The sequence below is a fragment of the Citrobacter sp. CK198 genome, assembly GCF_030333295.1.
Lineage (GTDB): Bacteria > Pseudomonadota > Gammaproteobacteria > Enterobacterales > Enterobacteriaceae > Citrobacter_B > Citrobacter_B koseri.
This window is the reverse complement of the sequence record NZ_JAOWGE010000025.1, coordinates 12378-31901: the sequence shown is the minus strand read 5'-3', so window position 1 is coordinate 31901 and position 19524 is coordinate 12378. Positions and strand designations below refer to the sequence as shown.

Genomic DNA, 19524 nt, shown 5'->3' with positions numbered 1-19524 from the left:
CTACCGATCCCGTAGGCCGGATAAGCGACGCGCCACCGGCACGCTTTTATCCTCGAACTTTGCGTCTTTGTGTATAAATCGCATCCATCACAAAAATCGCCAGCGCCACCCAAATAAAGGCAAACGTCACCATCTTATCGGCGCCCGGTATTTCTCCATAGAACGTCACGGCCAGCAGGAACATCAGGGTTGGGCCAATGTACTGGAAAAAACCCAGCGTGGAGAGGCGCAGGCGCGTCGCCGCCCCGGTAAAGCACAGCAGCGGTACCGTAGTGACGATACCTGCCGCAATCAGCAACAGATTCAGCGACAGCGGATTCTGCCCCATATGGCTGGTTGGGCTATCCGCGATGCCAAACAGATAAATCGCGGCGACCGGCAATAGCCACAGCGTTTCGATCAGCATCCCCGTTTGTGCTTCAACCGCAATCTTCTTACGTACCAGGCCGTAAAACGCAAAGCTAAACGCCAGCCCCAGTGCGATGACCGGCAGAGAGCCGAAGGTCCAGAGCTGCACCAGTACGCCGCAGGCCGCCAGAATCACCGCCAGCCACTGCATACGACGGAAGCGCTCGCCGAGGAACAGCATTCCCAGCAGAATGTTAACCAGCGGGTTAATAAAATACCCGAGGCTGGCTTCCAGCATATGGTGGTTATTGACCGCCCAGATAAAGAGCAGCCAGTTTCCACCGATCAGCACGGCTGACAGCGCCAGCATGAAAATTTTCTTCGGCGTTTGCAGCAGTGTTTTAACGCCAGACCACTGGCGGCTGATGCTCATCAGCGCGATCATAAAGAAAAATGACCAGATCACGCGGTGCGTCAGGATCTCGTCTGCGGGCACGTAGTAAATCAATTTGAAGTACGCGGGTGCGATGCCCCAAATAAAATAGGCGGCAAGAGCGAGTAACACGCCCTGCCGCGTTTGCTTAGCATCCATCGGGAAAACTCATATCAGAAATGTAACAACAGTTTACCTGTTTTTATCCCACCATATAAGTTGCGGTCGCACTGGCAATGTAAAGCTGTTCTTCGTTGTGCAGTTCCACACGCGCCACAGCGACTTTATTGCCCGCGCGCAACAGGCTGCTGGTGGCGGTGAAGCGGTTGCCTCTGCCCGGGCGCAGGTAGTCAACGCGCAGATCGATAGTTCCCATACGCGACATGCGCTGACGTAGCTCGTCTTCGCTGATGGTCTCATGGCGGGTCAGCGTGCTGCCCACGCACACCAGTCCGGCGGCGACGTCCAGCGCGGAGGCGATCACCCCACCGTGTAAAATACTTTGCGCCCAGTTGCCTACCATCATCGGCTGATTGTTAAAGGCCAGTTGGGCAAACTCCTTTTCATAGCGTTCCAGCTCCAGTCCTAATGCCCGGTTAAAAGGCATATGGTAAACAAACATCTCGCCCACCAGTTTCAGGGCCTGCTCAGCGGTAAGTACGGAAGACATACGATCCAGACACTCCATTGGTTAATGAAATGTTGATATTATGCTTCTTATTTGTTGTTTTCTACTTTAAGAGAGGATAACTAAACAGGGATTAAGTAAGTATGTAGAATGGCTGGCAGATAATTATACCATTCAACACTTATTGCGTTCAGGAGAACACGACCGATGCGGGCGATTTTGGGTTGGTTATTACCAGCAGCAATGCTGCCATTGGCTGTATATGCGCAGGAAGCGACAGTGAAAGAAATTCATGACGCGCCTGCGGTACAGGGCAGTATTATCGCAAACATGTTGCAGGTGCATGATAATCCCTTCACGCTTTATCCTTATGATACGAACTACCTGATCTACACCAATACCAGCGATCTGAACAAAGAAGCGATCAGCTCTTATAATTGGTCTGAAAACGCGCGCAAAGACGAAGTGAAGTTTCAGCTGAGCCTGGCCTTCCCGTTCTGGCGTGGGATTGTTGGGCCAAACTCGGTGCTGGGGGCGTCGTATACGCAGAAATCCTGGTGGCAGTTGTCCAACAGCGAAGAGTCCTCGCCGTTTCGTGAGACTAACTACGAACCGCAGTTGTTCCTCGGCTTTGCCACGGATTACCACTTTGCAGGCTGGACGCTGCGCGATGTGGAGATGGGGTATAACCATAACTCCAACGGGCGTTCCGATCCGACTTCGCGGAGCTGGAACCGCTTGTATACGCGTCTGATGGCGCAAAACGGTAACTGGCTGATGGAAGTGAAACCGTGGTACGTCGTTGGCGGCACCGGCGATAACCCCGATATCACTAAATATATGGGCTACTATCAGCTTAAAATCGGCTATCACCTGGGAGATGCGGTGCTGAGCGCGAAGGGTCAGTACAACTGGAATACCGGTTACGGCGGGGCGGAAGTGGGGTTAAGTTACCCGATGACGAAACATGTGCGTCTCTATACCCAGGTATACAGCGGCTATGGCGAATCGTTAATCGACTATAACTTTAATCAGACGCGTGTCGGCGTGGGTGTTATGCTGAATGACATATTCTGATCTGCGCAATGATTGTGTTTAAAACATTGCAGTTTCTTTCGCAGGCGCTGAAAATAGCGCCTGTTTTTATTTCAGGCAAACGGGGTTAATGTGGCGCAGGCGGAAGTGTTGAATCTGGAATTGGGGGCTAAACAGGTTTTACAGGAAACCTTTGGCTACCAACAGTTTCGCCCAGGCCAGGAAGAGATCATTGAGACGGTCGTCTCGGGTCGTGATTGCCTGGTTGTCATGCCGACCGGCGGCGGCAAATCCCTGTGTTACCAGATTCCAGCCTTACTACTTAACGGGCTCACCGTTGTCGTTTCGCCGCTTATCTCCCTGATGAAAGATCAGGTCGACCAGCTGTTGGCAAATGGCGTGGCGGCGGCGTGCCTGAACTCGACGCAGAGCCGTGAACAGCAGCATGAGGTGATGGCCGGTTGCCGAACCGGGCAGGTTCGCCTGCTGTATATTGCGCCGGAGCGCCTGATGCTGGATAACTTCCTTGAGCATCTGGCGCACTGGAATCCGGTCTTACTGGCCGTCGATGAAGCGCACTGTATCTCGCAGTGGGGGCATGACTTCCGCCCGGAATACGCCGCGCTCGGTCAGCTCCGCCAGCGTTTTCCTTCCCTGCCGTTTATGGCGTTGACCGCCACCGCAGATGACACCACCCGACTGGATATTGTTCGCCTGTTGGGGCTGAACGATCCGTTAATCCAGATCAGCAGCTTTGACCGTCCGAACATCCGCTACATGCTGATGGAGAAATTTAAGCCGCTCGATCAACTGATACGCTATGTGCAGGAACAGCGCGGCAAGTCCGGTATCATCTACTGTAACAGCCGGGCGAAGGTGGAGGACACCGCCGCACGTCTGCAAAGTCGCGGCATCAGCGCGGCGGCGTATCATGCCGGTCTGGAAAATAACGTGCGCGCCGATGTGCAGGAGAAGTTCCAGCGCGACGATCTGCAAATCGTCGTGGCGACCGTTGCATTTGGTATGGGCATTAACAAACCTAACGTGCGTTTTGTGGTGCATTTTGATATTCCCCGCAACATTGAATCCTACTATCAGGAAACCGGCCGCGCCGGGCGTGACGGCCTGCCCGCAGAGGCGATGCTGTTCTACGATCCGGCTGATATGGCGTGGCTGCGCCGCTGTCTGGAGGAGAAACCCGCCGGGCAGCTACAGGATATTGAACGGCATAAACTGAACGCGATGGGGGCGTTTGCCGAAGCGCAGACCTGTCGTCGTCTGGTGCTGCTGAACTACTTTGGCGAAGGGCGGCAGGAACCCTGCGGCAACTGCGATATTTGCCTCGACCCGCCAAAACAGTACGACGGCCTGATGGATGCGCGTAAAGCCCTGTCGACGATTTATCGCGTTAATCAGCGTTTTGGTATGGGCTATGTGGTGGAAGTATTGCGCGGCGCGAACAATCAGCGTATCCGCGATTTAGCTCATGACAAATTGCCGGTGTACGGCATTGGTCGCGATCAGAGCCATGAGCACTGGGTCAGCGTGATTCGTCAGCTTATTCATCTGGGTATGGTTACGCAGAATATTGCCCAACATTCGGCGTTGCAGTTAACCGAAGCGGCGCGTCCGGTGCTGCGTGGTGAAGTGCCGTTGCAGCTTGCCGTGCCGCGCATCGTCGCGTTGAAGCCGCGAGTGATGCAGAAATCCTTCGGCGGCAATTACGATCGCAAACTGTTCGCCAAACTGCGCAAATTGCGTAAGGCCATTGCCGATGAAGAGAATATCCCGCCGTATGTCGTCTTTAACGATGCGACGCTGATTGAAATGGCCGAACAGATGCCGGTTTCGCCGAGCGAAATGCTGAGCGTTAACGGCGTCGGCATGCGCAAGCTGGAGCGTTTCGGTAAAGAGTTTATGGCGCTGATCCGCGCGCATGTCGATGGTGACGACGAAGAGTAGTCAGCCAGGTAAAAAAGTGCCAGGATGGTGACTCGGTAAACTATTCCCCCGCGAGTCATTTTTATGTTGATGCTATTTCTCACCGTAGCGATGGTGCATATCGTTGCGTTAATGAGTCCTGGACCGGACTTTTTCTTTGTCTCTCAAACCGCCGTGAGCCGCTCGCGCAAGGAAGCAATGATGGGCGTGCTGGGTATTACCTGCGGCGTCATGGTTTGGGCGGGCGTTGCGTTGCTCGGCCTGCATCTGATTATCGAGAAAATGGCCTGGCTGCATACCATCATTATGGTGGGTGGTGGTTTGTACCTGTGCTGGATGGGCTATCAGATGCTGCGTGGCGCGCTAAAAAAACAGGACGTCGCCGCGCCTGCGCCGCAGATTGAACTGGCGCAAAGCGGTCGTAGCTTTGTGAAAGGTTTGCTGACGAACCTGGCGAACCCGAAAGCGATCATCTATTTCGGATCGGTCTTTTCACTGTTCGTTGGCGATAACGTCGGCGTAGCCGCGCGCTGGGGTATTTTCGCGTTGATTATCGTGGAAACGCTGGCCTGGTTTACCGTGGTCGCCAGCCTGTTCGCGCTACCGAAAATGCGTCGCGGTTATCAGCGTCTGGCGAAGTGGATCGACGGCTTTGCCGGTGCGTTGTTTGCCGGTTTCGGCATTCACCTGATTATTTCGCGTTAATTATCGTAGGCCGGATAAGCGTTAGCGCCATCCGGCAATTTCTCAGGCATGCCTTGCGGACGCCAGCAGCGCACCCACCAGCATAAACAGCGAACCAAATACCTTATTTAACGCCTTCATTTGCTTCGGCCCTTTAATCCAGCCTGCGATACGTGTCGCCAGCGTCGCGTAACCGATCATCACAATGATATCAACGACAATGGTTGTGATACCGAGCACGACGTACTGCATCAGCTGCGGCTCCTGCGGCTTGATAAACTGCGGAAATAGCGCGGCGAGAAAAACAATGCTCTTTGGGTTGGTCAGGTTTACAAATACCGCGCGCCTGAACAGACGGCTTCGGGACTGCGCGTGCGCCAGCGCGTTGAGATCGATAGCGCCTGCGGCACGCCATTGCTGGATACCCAGCCAGATCAGATAAGCGGCGCCCGCCCATTTCAGGACTTCGAATGCGACGACGGAACGTGAAAACAGCGTCCCCAGGCCCACGCCAACCAGTACGATGTGAATGCCAAGCCCGGTCTGTAAACCCGCAATAGACGCCGTTGCGCCGCGATAGCCGTGGCTGATTGCCGTGGTCATGGTATTGATGGCGCCGGAGCCGGGAGAAAGGCTCAAAATAATGGATGTCAGCAGATAAGCGAACCACCATTCGAAGGTCATGAGGAACTCCCTGATTGTCTGTTTTTATGCCACAATACCCTACTGTCGCTGTATTGTGTCAGGCATCATAAAGAAAACGATTTTTACCTGGTAAACGAGGCTGGATACCCGATGTTTCAGCAGCAAAAGGACTGGGAAACGAGAGAAAACGCGTTCGCTGCTTTTTCTATGGGGCCACTGACAGATTTCTGGCGTCAGCGGGAAGAAGCAGAATTCACGGGCGTGGACGACGTTCCCGTACACTTTGTCCGCTTTCACGCAAAGAAAAATGATCGTGTCATCGTCATCTGTCCAGGTCGCATTGAAAGCTACGTAAAGTATGCCGAACTGGCGTATGACCTGTTCCATCTTGGTTTTGATGTCCTCATCATCGACCACCGCGGGCAAGGGCGCTCCGGGCGTTTGCTGTCGGATACGCACCGTGGTCATGTGGTCAATTTTAACGATTATGTCGATGACTTAACCGCATTCTGGCAGCAGGAAGTGCAATCGGGGCCGTGGCGGAAACGCTATATTCTGGCGCACTCTATGGGGGGCGCTATTGCCACGCTGTTCCTGCAACGCAACGCCGTCCAGTGTGATGCCATCGCGCTTTGCGCGCCGATGTTTGGTATCGTGATGCGCTTACCGGAATGGATGGTGCGCCACATTCTTGACTGGGCCGAGGGGCATCAGCGAATCCGTGAAGGGTATGCCATTGGCACCGGGCGCTGGCGAGCGCTGCCCTTTAGTATGAATGTGCTAACGCACAGTCGGCAGCGCTATCGGCGCAATTTACGTTTCTATGCCGATGAACCCCGGCTGCGCGTCGGGGGGCCGACTTACCACTGGGTGCGTGAAGGTATTCTGGCCGGTGAGCAGGCTTTGGCGGGGGCGGGTGATGACGCAACCCCTGTGCTACTCGTTCAGGCTGAAGAAGAGCGTGTGGTGGATAACCGCGCGCATGACCGTTTTTGTGAAATCCGCGCCGCAGCGGGCCATCCCGTAGAGGGAGAGCGACCGCTTGTCATAAAAGGCGCGTACCATGAGATCCTTTTTGAAAAGGACGCAATGCGCTCAGTCGCGCTTAACGCCATTGTCGAATTTTTCGACAGGCATAACTAATTCATCCAGCGGAAACCGCTTTGCCTTGAGGTTTAATTTTCTTATGTATCAGGTTGTTGCGTCTGATTTAGATGGTACGCTGCTCTCTCCCGATCACACGTTGTCCCCTTACGCGAAAGAGACGCTGAAATTATTGACCGCCTGTGGCGTGAATTTTGTGTTCGCGACTGGCCGCCACCACGTCGATGTGGGGCAAATCCGCGATAATCTTGAGATTAAGTCTTACATGATTACCTCCAACGGCGCGCGCGTGCATGACACCGACGGGAACCTGGTGTTCACTCACAACCTTGACCGCGACATCGCCAGCGATCTGTTTGGCGTAGTGAATGCAAGCCCGGATATCGTGACTAACGTCTATCGCGATGACGAGTGGTTTATGAACCGCCACCGCCCGGATGAAATGCGTTTCTTCAAAGAAGCGGTATTTCACTATTCGCTGTTCGAACCTGCGATGCTGGAGCCCGAAGGGGTCAGCAAAGTGTTCTTCACCAGTGATGCGCATGAAAAACTACTGCCGCTGGAGCAGGCGATTAACGCACGCTGGGGCGATCGCGTGAACGTCAGCTTCTCTACGCTGACCTGTCTGGAAGTGATGGCGGGAGGCGTGTCGAAAGGGCATGCGCTGGAAGCCGTCTCGAAAGCGATGGGCTACAAATTGCAGGATTGCATTGCGTTTGGCGATGGCATGAACGACGCGGAAATGCTCTCAATGGCGGGGAAAGGCTGCATTATGGGCAATGCCCATCAGCGCCTGAAAGATCTGCATCCGGGCCTGGAAATCATTGGCATCAATGCTGACGATGCCGTACCGCATTATCTGCGTAAGCTCTTTTTGCGGTAATGCGATTGCTCTTTAGTTGACCAGTTGTCAACTAAACTCTCCGCTACAATGGGTGCCCTTTATTCAAAGAGACATCCATTGTGGCGCTACTCATCATTACCACTATCCTGTGGGCCTTCTCCTTTAGCCTGTTCGGCGAGTATCTCGCGGGTCATGTTGATAGCTATTTTGCGGTGCTGGTGCGTGTTGGGCTGGCAGCGCTGGTGTTTCTCCCGTTTCTGCGTACCCGTGGGCATAGCGTAAAAACCATTGGCTTGTATATGCTGGTGGGGGCGATGCAGCTTGGCATTATGTATATGCTGAGTTTCCGCGCCTATCTCTATCTGACGGTCTCCGAACTGCTGCTGTTTACCGTCCTCACGCCGCTTTATATCACGCTGATTTATGATTTGATGAGCAAGCGTCGCCTGCGCTGGGGTTATGCCTTCAGCGCGTTGCTGGCGGTCATCGGCGCTGGGATTATTCGTTACGACCAGGTTACCGATCATTTCTGGACGGGGTTACTGCTGGTACAGCTTTCCAATATCAGTTTTGCCATCGGGATGGTGGGCTACAAGCGTCTGATGGAAACCCGGCCTATGCCGCAGCATAACGCGTTCGCCTGGTTTTACGTCGGGGCATTTCTGGTGGCCGTTGTCGCCTGGTCTATGCTGGGGAACGCGCAGAATATGCCGGAAACGACGCTACAGTGGAGCATTCTGATCTTCCTGGGCGTGGCGGCGTCGGGCATCGGCTACTTCATGTGGAACTATGGCGCGACCCAGGTGGATGCCGGTACGTTAGGTATCATGAACAATATGCATGTGCCTGCGGGACTGTTGGTTAATCTGGCGATCTGGCATCAACAGCCCCACTGGCCGAGTTTTATTACAGGCGCGCTTGTGATACTGGCTTCCCTGTGGGTACATCGGAAGTGGGTCGCTCCGCGCTCCGTACAAACGGCAGATGGTCGCATGCGTGGTTCCGCGCCGAGCGAATAAACGCTTCAGTCACCGCCTGACGCTGCTCGCCATCGCGCACCGCAGCGTAGAGGCGGCTCCATAAACCGTCGCCCAGGGTTTTGGTGACGACCAGCCCCTGGCGTTCGAAACTCTCCACTACCCAGTGCGGCAGGGCGGCAATGCCCATTCTGGCGGCGACCATCTGAATCAGCAGCAGGGTGTTATCCACGTTTTTCAGTGACGGGCTGATGCCGGCGGGTTGCAGGAAATGCCGCCAGACATCCAGTCGGCTGCGCTGCACCGGATAGATCAACAGCGTCTCGCTGGCTAAATCTTCCGGCGTAATCTGCGCCTTACTGGCCAGAGGATGATCGGGCGCCAGCACCAGTCGTACTTCAAAATCGAACATCGGCGAATAGTGCAGCCCGCTGCGCGGCAGGATGTCTGATGTCATCACCAGATCCAGCTCCCCCTGTTGCAGTGCGGGCTGGGGATCAAATGTCACGCCGGATTTGAAATCCATCTCAACCTGCGGCCACCTGGCGTGGAAGTTTTCCAGCGCCGGGGTCAGCCACTGAATACAGCTATGGCATTCAATCGCAATGCGTAATCGGGTCTGCTGTGGTTCGTTACAGGCCTGTAGGGCGCGGCTAATCTGCGGCAGTACCTGGTTTGCCAGTTGCAGGAGAATTTCCCCCTGTGGCGTAAAACGCAGCGGCTGACTCTTACGGACAAATAACCGGAAGCCAAGGCGCTGTTCCAGATCGCTGAACTGGTGAGACAAGGCGGATTGGGTCTGGTGCAGCGTAGCCGCCGCAGCCGCCAGCGAACCGCTATTCCGCAACGCCTGGAGCGTTTTCAGGTGTTTAATCTCGATCATGAAAGTCCTTCACTTCGGCATGAGTAAATTGCGCTTGAGGAATATACAGTACCTGCCAATTATAGATGTGTAAACATCTGGACGTCTAAAGCTCATCATATTTCGACTTGCAGATGCGTTGGCTTCCTCGCTTACCCCAGTCACTTACTTCAGTAAGCTTCTGGGGATGCGCATCGTTGCTGCCTTCCTGCAAGCCGAACTATTTAGAGTTTTTTATTCAGATTCAATGAAATAAGAGAGGAATAAACATGACAATCCGCAATCACACCCTCGGTTTTCCTCGCGTTGGCCTGCGTCGTGAGTTAAAAAAAGCGCAAGAGAGCTACTGGGCGGGCAACGCCACCCGTGAAGACCTGCTGGCAACTGGACGTGAACTGCGTGCGCGCCACTGGGATCAACAAAAGCAGGCGGGCATCGACCTGCTGCCGGTGGGCGATTTCGCCTGGTACGACCATGTTCTGACCACCAGCCTGTTGCTGGGCAATGTACCGGCTCGTCATCAGAACAGCGACGGCTCGGTGGATATCGACACTCTGTTCCGCATTGGCCGCGGTCGCGCGCCGACCGGTGAACCGGCTGCGGCGGCGGAAATGACCAAATGGTTTAACACCAACTATCACTATATGGTGCCGGAGTTTGTGAAGGGCCAGCAGTTTAAACTGACCTGGACTCAGCTTCTGGATGAAGTGGACGAAGCGCTGGCGCTGGGTCACAAGGTGAAACCGGTACTGTTGGGGCCGGTAACCTACCTGTGGCTGGGTAAAGTGAAAGGGGAGTCGTTCGACCGTCTGAGCTTGCTGAACGACATTCTGCCGGTCTACAAACAGGTACTGACCGAGCTGGCGAAACGCGGCGTTGAATGGGTACAGATTGATGAACCTGCGCTGGTGCTGGAACTGCCGCAGGAATGGCTGGATGCTTACAAGCCTGCGTATGATGCGCTGCAAGGCCAGGTGAAGCTGCTGCTGACGACCTATTTTGAAGGCGTCACGCCGAATCTGGATACCATCGCCGCGCTGCCGGTGCAGGGTCTGCACGTTGATCTGGTACACGGTAAAGATGACGTTGCCGAACTGCACAAGCGTTTGCCGTCTGACTGGCTGCTGTCTGCGGGGCTGGTTAACGGTCGCAACGTCTGGCGCGCCGATCTTACGGAAAAATATGCGCAAATTAAGGACATTGTCGGCAAACGTGACCTGTGGGTGGCCTCATCCTGCTCTCTGCTGCACAGCCCGATCGACCTGAGCGTCGAAACCCGTCTGGATGCGGAAGTGAAAAGCTGGTTTGCTTTCGCGCTGCAAAAATGCGGTGAACTGGCGCTGCTGCGCGATGCGCTGAACAGCGGCGACACGGCAAAACTTGAAGCGTGGAGCGCGCCGATTCAGGCTCGTCGCCACTCCACCCGCGTGCACAACGCGGCGGTGGAGAAACGTCTGGCGGCGATTACCGCCCAGGACAGCCAGCGTGCCAGCCCTTATGCCGCACGTGCCCAGGCGCAGCGTAACCGTTTTAACCTGCCGTCATGGCCGACCACCACGATCGGCTCATTCCCGCAGACGACGGAAATCCGCGGCCTGCGTCTGGACTTCAAAAAGGGCAACCTTGATGCGAATCACTACCGTACCGGCATCGCTGAACACATCAAACAGGCGATCGTTGAGCAGGAGCGTTTAGGTTTAGACGTACTGGTACACGGTGAAGCTGAGCGTAACGACATGGTGGAGTACTTCGGTGAGCATCTGGATGGTTTTGTTTTCACCCAGAATGGCTGGGTGCAGAGCTATGGCTCCCGCTGCGTGAAACCGCCGGTCGTCATTGGCGATGTCAGCCGCCCGGAACCGATCACCGTGGAGTGGGCGAAATACGCGCAGTCCCTGACTGATAAACCGGTGAAAGGGATGCTGACCGGCCCGGTGACGATCCTCTGCTGGTCATTCCCGCGTGAAGATGTGAGCCGTGAAACCATCGCTAAACAGATTGCGCTGGCGCTGCGTGATGAGGTTGCCGATCTGGAAGCGGCGGGAATCGGCATCATTCAGATTGATGAACCGGCACTGCGTGAAGGGCTGCCGCTGCGTCGCAGCGACTGGGATGCTTACCTGCAATGGGGTGTGGAAGCCTTCCGCATCAACGCTGCGGTGGCGAAGGATGATACCCAGATCCATACCCACATGTGTTACTGCGAGTTCAATGACATCATGGATTCTATCGCGGCGCTGGATGCGGACGTGATTACCATTGAAACGTCGCGTTCTGATATGGAGCTGCTGGAATCGTTTGAAGAATTTGAATACCCGAACGAAATCGGGCCGGGCGTCTACGACATTCACTCGCCGAACGTACCGAGCGTCGAGTGGATTGAAGCCCTGCTGAATAAAGCCGCTCAGCGTATTCCGGCGGAACGTCTGTGGGTGAACCCGGACTGCGGCCTGAAAACCCGCGGCTGGCCGGAAACCCGCGCCGCGCTGGCGAACATGGTTAAAGCCGCGCAGAATCTGCGTCAGGCGTAATTCGCTGCTCGGGAAGTGCTAGCGCTTACCCGGGTTACAGGAAATCGCAACTGTTGTAGGCCCGGTAAGGCGTAGCCGCCACCGGGCAATTAACGTTTATTTCTTCCCGCCGTACTGCGCAAACCACTCAAGCATTCTTTGCCAGCCATCTTTCGCCGACTCTTCATGATAGCTCGGACGATAATCCGCATTAAAAGCATGTCCTGCATCCGGGTAAACGACGATCTCCGCTTTGGCGTTTGCTGCGCGCAGCGCCTGCCGCATGGTTTCGACGGTATCCACGGGAATGCCAGTGTCCTGCCCGCCATACAGCCCCAGAACCGGCGCGTTCAGATCGGTCGCGATATCCACCGGGTGTTTGGGCGAGTTCAGGGTTTTGTCCCCGACCAGCTTTCCATACCATGCTACCGCGGCTTTTAACTGTGGATTGTGTGCAGCATACAGCCAGGTAATACGCCCGCCCCAGCAAAAGCCGGTTATCATCAGACGATGCACATCGCCGCCGTTGCGGGAGGCCCAACTGGCGACGTGGTCCAGATCCGCCAGTACCTGAGAGTCCGGTACTTTGGCCACCAGACCGCTTAACAGCGTTGGGATATCGGCAAAATCATTCGGATCGCCTTCGCGGAAATAGAGTTCTGGTGCGATAGCCAGATACCCTTCCAGCGCCAGGCGGCGGCAAACGTCGCGAATATGTTCATGAACGCCAAAGATCTCCTGCACCACAATGACAACGGGTAACGCGCCATCGTTCACTTTTGGCCGCGCGTGCCAGGCGGGCATCTCATCACCCTGAGTAGGAATGGATGTTACGCCTGCGATAATGGCGTCATCCGGGGTGTGAACCGTTGTGGTAGCAAGGGGGGAAGCAGCAGGTGCAAAGCCAGATTGTTGTATCGTTGTCATGGTATTCTCCGTACCCTTAAGGAAATAGCGCAATGTTAAATATAGACAGCATGCAACAAATCACATTGCCTGAAACAGGCTATCTTTTGTGCAATGGTGCGCGGTATTGATATGTTTATGTGATGTAACTCACTATTTTATGGTAATTCAATGCAATTTATTTACTTCATGGTGATGAGCGTCACGAAACTATTTTTAGCTCTTCGGTAAAGTGTCTTTTTGCTTCTTCTGACAAACCCGATTCACAGAGGAGTTTTTATGTCCAAGTCTGATGTTTTTCATCTCGGCCTCACCAAAAATGATTTACAAGGGGCTACGCTGGCTATCGTCCCTGGCGACCCGGAGCGTGTGGAAAAGATCGCCGCGCTGATGGAAAAGCCGGTTAAGCTGGCATCTCATCGCGAATTCACCACCTGGCGTGCTGAGCTGGATGGTAAAGCTATCATCGTCTGCTCTACCGGTATTGGCGGCCCGTCCACCTCTATTGCGGTAGAGGAACTGGCGCAACTGGGTATTCGTACTTTCCTGCGTATCGGCACCACTGGCGCTATTCAGCCGCATATCAACGTGGGCGATGTGCTGGTCACAACCGCGTCTGTACGTCTGGACGGAGCGAGCCTGCACTTTGCGCCGATGGAGTTCCCGGCCGTCGCCGATTTTGAATGTACGACTGCGCTGGTTGAAGCGGCGAAATCCGTGGGCGCGACCACTCACGTTGGCGTTACCGCCTCTTCTGACACCTTCTATCCGGGTCAGGAACGTTACGACACCTTCTCTGGCCGCGTCGTTCGTCGTTTCAAAGGTTCTATGGAAGAGTGGCAATCGATGGGCGTCATGAACTACGAAATGGAATCCGCTACGCTGCTGACCATGTGCGCAAGCCAGGGTCTGCGTGCCGGTATGGTGGCGGGCGTTATCGTTAACCGCACTCAGCAAGAGATCCCGAATGCGGAAACGATGAAACAGACCGAAAGCCATGCGGTGAAAATTGTCGTGGAAGCGGCGCGTCGTCTGCTGTAATTCTTCCCTTCCCCACGAAAGGCCGACGCGTTCGGCCTTTTCTTTTTGCGTAGCGCCTCGCAGGAAAACCCTTTCAAACTGGACGTTTATACAGCACAATTCTATTTTGTGCGGGTAATTCCTTGATGCAGGGGGCGTGGTGGATATCACAATCATTTTGTATGCCGTGTTGGCGCTGGCAGGTGTGGGGGTAGGCTGGCTGATCGCCAGTTATCAACAGGCGCAGCATAAGGCCGAACAGCTAGCGGAACGTGAAGAGATTGTGGCGTCGCTCAGCGCTGCAAGACAGCAGGTTGCGTTAAGCGAACACTGGCGCGAGGAGTGTGAACTGCTCAATAACGAACTACGCAATCTGCGGGACATCAACACCTCGCTGGAAGCGGATCTGCGTGAAGTCACCACGCGGCTGGAGGCCACTCAGCTGCATGCGGAAGATAAAATCCGCCAGATGATCAACAGCGAACAGCGCTTAAGCGAGCAGTTTGAGAACCTTGCCAACCGCATCTTCGAGCAGAGCAACCGCCGGGTTGATGAGCAAAACCGCCAGAGTCTGAATAGCCTGTTAACGCCGCTGCGCGAACAGCTGGATGGCTTCCGTCGCCAGGTGCAGGACAGCTTTGGTCAGGAGGCGCGTGAACGCCACACCCTGGCGCATGAGATCCGCAATCTACAACAGCTGAATGCGCAGATGACGCAGGAAGCGGTGAACCTGACGCGCGCGTTGAAAGGCGATAATAAAACCCAGGGTAACTGGGGAGAAGTGGTGCTGACGCGCGTACTTGAAGCCTCGGGTCTGCGTGAAGGTTATGAGTATGAAACCCAGGTGAGTATTGAAAATGACGCCCGCTCGCGTATGCAGCCGGATGTCATTGTGCGTCTGCCGCAAGGGAAGGATGTCGTCATCGACGCCAAAATGACGCTGGTTGCCTATGAGCGCTATTTTAACGCTGAAGATGAGTACACGCGCGAAAGCGCGTTGCAGGAGCACATCGCGTCAGTACGTAACCATATTCGCTTGCTGGGGCGCAAGGATTACCAGCAGTTGCCGGGGTTACGCACGCTCGACTATGTGCTGATGTTCATTCCTGTCGAGCCTGCGTTTTTACTGGCGCTGGACAGACAGCCCGAACTGATTACCGAAGCGCTTAAAAATAATATTATGCTGGTCAGCCCGACGACGTTGCTGGTGGCGTTGCGTACGATTGCCAACTTATGGCGCTATGAGCATCAAAGCCGTAACGCGCAGCACATCGCAGACAGAGCCAGCAAACTCTACGACAAGATGCGCTTATTTATCGATGACATGTCGTCCATCGGCCAGAGTCTGGACAAAGCGCAGGACAACTACCGGCAAGCCATGAAAAAACTCTCCTCAGGGCGTGGAAATGTGCTGGCGCAGGCGGAGGCTTTTCGTGAACTGGGGGTGGAAATCAAACGCGAGATAAATCCGGATCTGGTTGAACGTGCGACCTCGCAGGATGAAGAGTATCGTTTACGCGCGGTTCCTGAAGATCAACAGGATACGCCTTGTGCTGACGATGAGCGGGTAAATCAGCAATCGCACTAGTTCCTTCGGGGTAGCGGAGCCCGGTTGAAGGGTAGGGCAAATTGGCCCAATCTGTTACACTTCTCGAACATTTTATTGATGAGCAGGCACTGAGATGGTGGAAGATTCACAAGAAACGACGCACTTTGGCTTTCAGACCGTCGCTAAAGAGCAGAAAGCTGACATGGTGGCCCACGTTTTTCATTCTGTGGCGTCAAAGTACGATGTCATGAATGACTTGATGTCATTTGGCATTCACCGCTTGTGGAAGCGCTTCACCATCGACTGTAGCGGCGTGCGTCGTGGTCAGACCGTTCTTGACCTGGCGGGCGGTACAGGCGACCTGACAGCCAAATTCTCGCGTCTGGTTGGCGAAACCGGCAACGTTATCCTGGCGGATATCAATGACTCGATGCTCAAAATGGGCCGCGAGAAGCTGCGTAACATTGGCGTGATTGGCAATGTTAAGTACGTGCAGGCCAACGCCGAAGCGTTACCTTTCCCGGATAACACATTCGATTGCATCACCATTTCGTTTGGTCTGCGTAATGTGACGGAAAAAGAGAAAGCGCTGCGCTCCATGTACCGTGTACTGAAACCGGGCGGGCGTTTGCTGGTGCTTGAGTTTTCTAAACCAATTATCGAGCCGCTGAGCAAAGCGTATGACGCATATTCATTCCACATTTTGCCGCGTATTGGCTCAGTCGTGGCGAATGATGCGGACAGTTACCGCTATCTGGCGGAATCTATCCGTATGCATCCGGATCAGGACACCTTAAAAGCGATGATGCAGGACGCCGGGTTTGAAAGCGTCGATTACTACAACCTGACGGCGGGCGTTGTTGCGCTGCATCGTGGCTATAAGTTCTGACAGGAGACCAGGGATGCCTTTTACACCCTTCGTGACCGCAGGAATCGAAAATCTGCTCAATACCTTTCTGTACCGTTCACCGGCGCTGAAATCCGCCAGAGCGCGTTTGCAGGACAAGGTGCTGCGTGTAGAGCTCAAAGGATTTTCGACGCCGCTCGTATTGGTGTTCAGTGAACGCCAGGTCGATGTGCTGGGGGCATGGGAAGGCGAGGCTGATTGCACGGTTATCACGCATGCCAGCGTGTTGCCTGAATTGCGCGATCGCCAGCGGCTTACCGCGCTTATTCGCAGCGGCGAGCTGGAGGTTCAGGGCGATATTCAGGTGGTACAGAATTTTGTGGCGCTGGCCGATCTGGCGGAATTCGATCCCGCAGAGCTTTTAGCGCCTTATACCGGCGATATCGCGGCGGAAGGGATCAGCAAAGTCCTGCGTGGCGGCGCTAAGTTTTTACGTCATAACATTCAGCGTCAGCAGCGTTATATCGCTGAGGCGATGACTGAAGAGTGGCGTATGGCGCCTGGGCCGCTGGAAGTGGCATGGTTTGCAGAAGAAACGGCAGCCGTTGAGCGTGCAGTAGACGCGCTGACTAAACGGCTGGAAAAACTGGAGGCCAAATGACGCCAGGTGAAGTACGGCGCCTTTATTTCATCATTCGCACCTTTTTAAGTTACGGCCTTGATGAGCTGATCCCCAAAATGCGTATCACGCTGCCGCTTCGGTTATGGCGTTACTCATTATTCTGGATGCCGAACCGGCATAAAGACAAACCGCTGGGTGAACGATTAAGGCTGGCTTTGCAGGAGCTGGGGCCGGTGTGGATCAAATTTGGTCAAATGCTTTCCACCCGTCGTGACCTTTTCCCGCCTCAGATTGCCGATCAGCTTGCGCTATTGCAGGATAAAGTCGCCCCTTTTGATGGCGCGCTGGCGAAAGCACAAATTGAAGAAGCAATGGGTGGCCTGCCTGTTGAAGAGTGGTTTGATGACTTTGACATCCAGCCATTAGCCTCTGCGTCGATTGCCCAGGTACATACCGCGCGGCTGAAGTCGAACGGTAAAGAGGTGGTGATTAAGGTTATCCGCCCGGATATTCTGCCGGTTATTAAAGCCGATTTAAAACTGATCTACCGTCTTGCCCGTTGGGTGCCGCGCCTGCTGCCGGATGGACGACGCCTTCGCCCGACCGAAGTCGTTCGCGAGTATGAAAAAACGCTGATCGATGAGCTGAATTTGCTGCGTGAATCGGCAAACGCCATCCAGCTACGGCGTAATTTCGAAAACAGCCCCATGCTGTATGTTCCCGAAGTCTATTCCGACTACTGTAGTCAGGACATGATGGTCATGGAGCGGATTTACGGCATTCCCGTTTCGGATGTGGCGACGCTGGAAAAGAACGGCACCAACATGAAGCTGCTGGCTGAGCGTGGCGTACAGGTCTTCTTTACCCAGGTGTTCCGCGACAGTTTTTTCCATGCGGATATGCACCCTGGCAATATCTTCGTCAGCTATGAGCATCCTGAAAATCCGAAATACATTGGGATTGATTGCGGCATTGTGGGGTCGCTGAACAAAGAGGATAAACGCTATCTGGCGGAGAATTTCATCGCGTTTTTTAACCGTGACTACCGCAAAGTAGCGGAACTGCATGTGGATTCAGGGTGGGTGCCACCGGATACCAATGTTGAAGAGTTTGAGTTTGCTATCCGCACCGTGTGCGAGCCTATTTTCGAAAAACCGCTGGCGGAAATCTCGTTTGGTCACGTTTTATTAAACCTTTTCAATACGGCGCGTCGATTTAACATGGAAGTCCAGCCACAGCTGGTATTGTTACAAAAGACATTGCTGTATGTTGAAGGGGTTGGACGCCAGCTCTATCCACAGTTGGATCTGTGGAAAACGGCGAAGCCGTTTCTTGAATCCTGGATTAAAGATCAGGTTGGCATTCCTGCGCTCACCAGAGCACTTAAGGAAAAAGCGCCGTTCTGGGTCGAAAAAATGCCAGAAATACCTGAACTGGTGTATGACAGTTTGCGCCAGGGCAAATATTTACAGCACAGTGTTGATAAGATTGCGCGCGAGCTTCAGGAGAATCATGTGCGTCAGGGACAATCCCGCTATTTACTGGGCATTGGCGCGACGTTGTTGTTAAGTGGGACATTCCTGCTTGTCAGCCGCCCGGAATGGGGGCTGATGCCTTGCTGGTTAATGGCCGGAGGCCTGGTCGCCTGGCTGATTGGCTGGCGTAAAACTCGCTGATTTTTTCATCGCTCAAGGCAAGTCGTGTATAATGCGACCTTAATAATTCATCATCTATCACAGAGGAACTCGTATGGGTGGTATCAGTATTTGGCAGTTGTTGATCATTGCCGTCATCGTTGTACTGCTATTTGGCACCAAAAAGCTCGGCTCCATCGGTTCCGATCTTGGCGCGTCCATTAAAGGCTTCAAAAAAGCGATGAGCGATGATGATGCGAAGCAGGATAAAACCAGTCAGGACGCTGATTTTACCGCTAAATCTATCGCTGATAAGCAAGGTGAAGCGCAAGGCGAAGCGAAGAAAGAAGACGCCAAAAGTCACGATAAAGAGCAGGTATAATTCGTGTTTGACATCGGTTTTAGCGAACTGCTGTTGGTGTTCGTGATCGGCCTCATCGTTCTGGGGCCTCAACGATTGCCGGTAGCGGTAAAAACGGTAGCGGGCTGGGTACGCGCGTTGCGATCCCTTGCGACCACGGTGCAGAATGAACTGACCCAGGAGCTGAAGCTCCAGGAGTTTCAGGACAGTCTGAAGAAGGTCGAAAAAGCGAGCCTCCAGAACCTGACTCCAGAACTGAAAGCCTCGATGGATGAACTTCGTCAGGCCGCGGAGTCGATGAAGCGTTCCTACAGCGCCAACGATCCTGAAAAAGCGAGCGATGAAGCGCATACCATCCATAATCCGGTGGTGAAGGATAACGAAGCGCAGCATGAAGGGGTTACACCTGCCGCCGCTGAAACCCAGGCCAATTCTCCTGAGCAAACACCGGAAACGGCTGATGCCGGGCAGCCTGAACAGACGGAAGCCGCTTCCGTAAACGAGATGGACGCAGAAAAGAAATCCGCCGCGACTGTTGTCGAATCCTCCCCCTCGTCGAGTGATAAATCGTAAA

18 protein-coding genes and 1 pseudogene are annotated in these 19524 nt (G+C 54.3%); 14 read left to right on the top strand and 5 right to left on the bottom strand.

Annotated features, from left to right (window positions below; all coding sequences use genetic code 11):
* Positions 1-46: 46 nt before the first annotated feature.
* Positions 47-940 carry an EamA family transporter RarD gene (gene rarD, locus OGY62_RS04510; protein WP_047459986.1) on the bottom strand — a complete coding sequence of 298 codons (894 nt, stop codon included), beginning with the start codon at positions 938-940 and terminating at the stop codon, positions 47-49.
* Between the two features lie 43 nt (positions 941-983).
* Positions 984-1451: an acyl-CoA thioesterase YigI gene (yigI, locus tag OGY62_RS04505; protein ID WP_024130101.1), complete on the bottom strand. Its 468-nt coding sequence runs from the start codon at positions 1449-1451 to the stop codon at positions 984-986.
* A 165-nt stretch (positions 1452-1616) separates the two neighbouring features.
* Between yigI and pldA the strand changes: the two genes are divergently transcribed.
* The 3 genes from pldA to rhtC all read left to right on the top strand — a co-directional run bounded on the left by pldA (position 1617) and on the right by rhtC (position 5090).
* Entirely contained in the window at positions 1617-2486 is an 870-nt protein-coding gene (gene pldA, locus OGY62_RS04500) for a phospholipase A (protein WP_012131163.1), read from the top strand.
* Positions 2487-2576: 90 nt separating this feature from the next.
* Positions 2577-4406 carry an ATP-dependent DNA helicase RecQ gene (recQ, locus tag OGY62_RS04495; RefSeq protein ID WP_286459185.1) on the top strand — a complete coding sequence of 610 codons (1830 nt, stop codon included), beginning with the start codon at positions 2577-2579 and terminating at the stop codon, positions 4404-4406.
* 63 nt (positions 4407-4469) lie between these two features.
* Complete coding sequence (gene rhtC / locus OGY62_RS04490; RefSeq protein ID WP_012131165.1) at positions 4470-5090, top strand: threonine export protein RhtC; 621 nt, start codon at positions 4470-4472, stop codon at positions 5088-5090.
* Between the two features lie 42 nt (positions 5091-5132).
* On the opposite strand, the gene rhtB is transcribed toward rhtC, so the two are convergent.
* Positions 5133-5753, bottom strand: coding sequence for a homoserine/homoserine lactone efflux protein (gene rhtB, locus OGY62_RS04485; protein WP_275166680.1), 621 nt, complete (start codon positions 5751-5753; stop codon positions 5133-5135).
* Positions 5754-5864: 111 nt separating this feature from the next.
* Here rhtB and pldB point away from each other — a divergent pair.
* From pldB to OGY62_RS04470, 3 genes and pseudogenes are all read left to right on the top strand, one after another.
* Positions 5865-6854: pseudogene (gene pldB, locus OGY62_RS04480) on the top strand (lysophospholipase L2); the annotation flags it as partial.
* A 46-nt stretch (positions 6855-6900) separates the two neighbouring features.
* Positions 6901-7701 carry a sugar/pyridoxal phosphate phosphatase YigL gene (gene yigL, locus OGY62_RS04475; protein ID WP_012131170.1) on the top strand — a complete coding sequence of 267 codons (801 nt, stop codon included), beginning with the start codon at positions 6901-6903 and terminating at the stop codon, positions 7699-7701.
* A gap of 80 nt (positions 7702-7781) precedes the next feature.
* Entirely contained in the window at positions 7782-8681 is a 900-nt protein-coding gene (locus OGY62_RS04470; RefSeq protein ID WP_012131171.1) for a carboxylate/amino acid/amine transporter, read from the top strand.
* Here the strand turns inward: OGY62_RS04470 and metR are convergent.
* Positions 8569-9522 (bottom strand): HTH-type transcriptional regulator MetR, encoded by a 954-nt coding sequence (gene metR, locus OGY62_RS04465; RefSeq protein WP_071258139.1) that lies wholly within the window; start codon positions 9520-9522, stop codon positions 8569-8571. The two genes, OGY62_RS04470 and metR, sit on opposite strands and share 113 nt — an antisense overlap.
* Positions 9523-9770: 248 nt before the next feature.
* Between metR and metE the strand changes: the two genes are divergently transcribed.
* Positions 9771-12032 carry a 5-methyltetrahydropteroyltriglutamate--homocysteine S-methyltransferase gene (gene metE / locus OGY62_RS04460; protein ID WP_012131174.1) on the top strand — a complete coding sequence of 754 codons (2262 nt, stop codon included), beginning with the start codon at positions 9771-9773 and terminating at the stop codon, positions 12030-12032.
* A 96-nt stretch (positions 12033-12128) separates the two neighbouring features.
* On the opposite strand, the gene OGY62_RS04455 is transcribed toward metE, so the two are convergent.
* Positions 12129-12938 (bottom strand): dienelactone hydrolase family protein, encoded by an 810-nt coding sequence (locus tag OGY62_RS04455; protein ID WP_200097416.1) that lies wholly within the window; start codon positions 12936-12938, stop codon positions 12129-12131.
* 258 nt (positions 12939-13196) lie between these two features.
* Here OGY62_RS04455 and udp point away from each other — a divergent pair, with 258 nt between their 5' ends.
* From udp to tatB, 7 genes are all read left to right on the top strand, one after another.
* A complete protein-coding gene (gene udp / locus OGY62_RS04450; protein ID WP_012131176.1) occupies positions 13197-13958 on the top strand; it encodes a uridine phosphorylase in 762 nt (253 codons plus the stop codon).
* A 139-nt stretch (positions 13959-14097) separates the two neighbouring features.
* The gene (rmuC, locus tag OGY62_RS04445; protein ID WP_024130102.1) at positions 14098-15525 is read left to right on the top strand and encodes a DNA recombination protein RmuC; all 1428 of its coding nucleotides are present in this window, start codon (positions 14098-14100) and stop codon (positions 15523-15525) included.
* A gap of 94 nt (positions 15526-15619) precedes the next feature.
* Entirely contained in the window at positions 15620-16375 is a 756-nt protein-coding gene (gene ubiE / locus OGY62_RS04440; RefSeq protein WP_012131179.1) for a bifunctional demethylmenaquinone methyltransferase/2-methoxy-6-polyprenyl-1,4-benzoquinol methylase UbiE, read from the top strand.
* A gap of 13 nt (positions 16376-16388) precedes the next feature.
* Positions 16389-16994 (top strand): ubiquinone biosynthesis protein UbiJ, encoded by a 606-nt coding sequence (gene ubiJ / locus OGY62_RS04435; RefSeq protein WP_012131180.1) that lies wholly within the window; start codon positions 16389-16391, stop codon positions 16992-16994.
* Positions 16991-18631, top strand: coding sequence for a ubiquinone biosynthesis regulatory protein kinase UbiB (gene ubiB, locus OGY62_RS04430; RefSeq protein WP_012131181.1), 1641 nt, complete (start codon positions 16991-16993; stop codon positions 18629-18631). Before ubiJ ends, ubiB begins: the two co-directional genes overlap by 4 nt.
* A gap of 73 nt (positions 18632-18704) precedes the next feature.
* Positions 18705-18971, top strand: coding sequence for a Sec-independent protein translocase subunit TatA (gene tatA / locus OGY62_RS04425; RefSeq protein WP_012131182.1), 267 nt, complete (start codon positions 18705-18707; stop codon positions 18969-18971).
* 3 nt (positions 18972-18974) lie between these two features.
* The gene (tatB, locus tag OGY62_RS04420) at positions 18975-19523 is read left to right on the top strand and encodes a Sec-independent protein translocase protein TatB (RefSeq protein WP_012131183.1); all 549 of its coding nucleotides are present in this window, start codon (positions 18975-18977) and stop codon (positions 19521-19523) included.
* Position 19524: the final 1 nt, after the last annotated feature.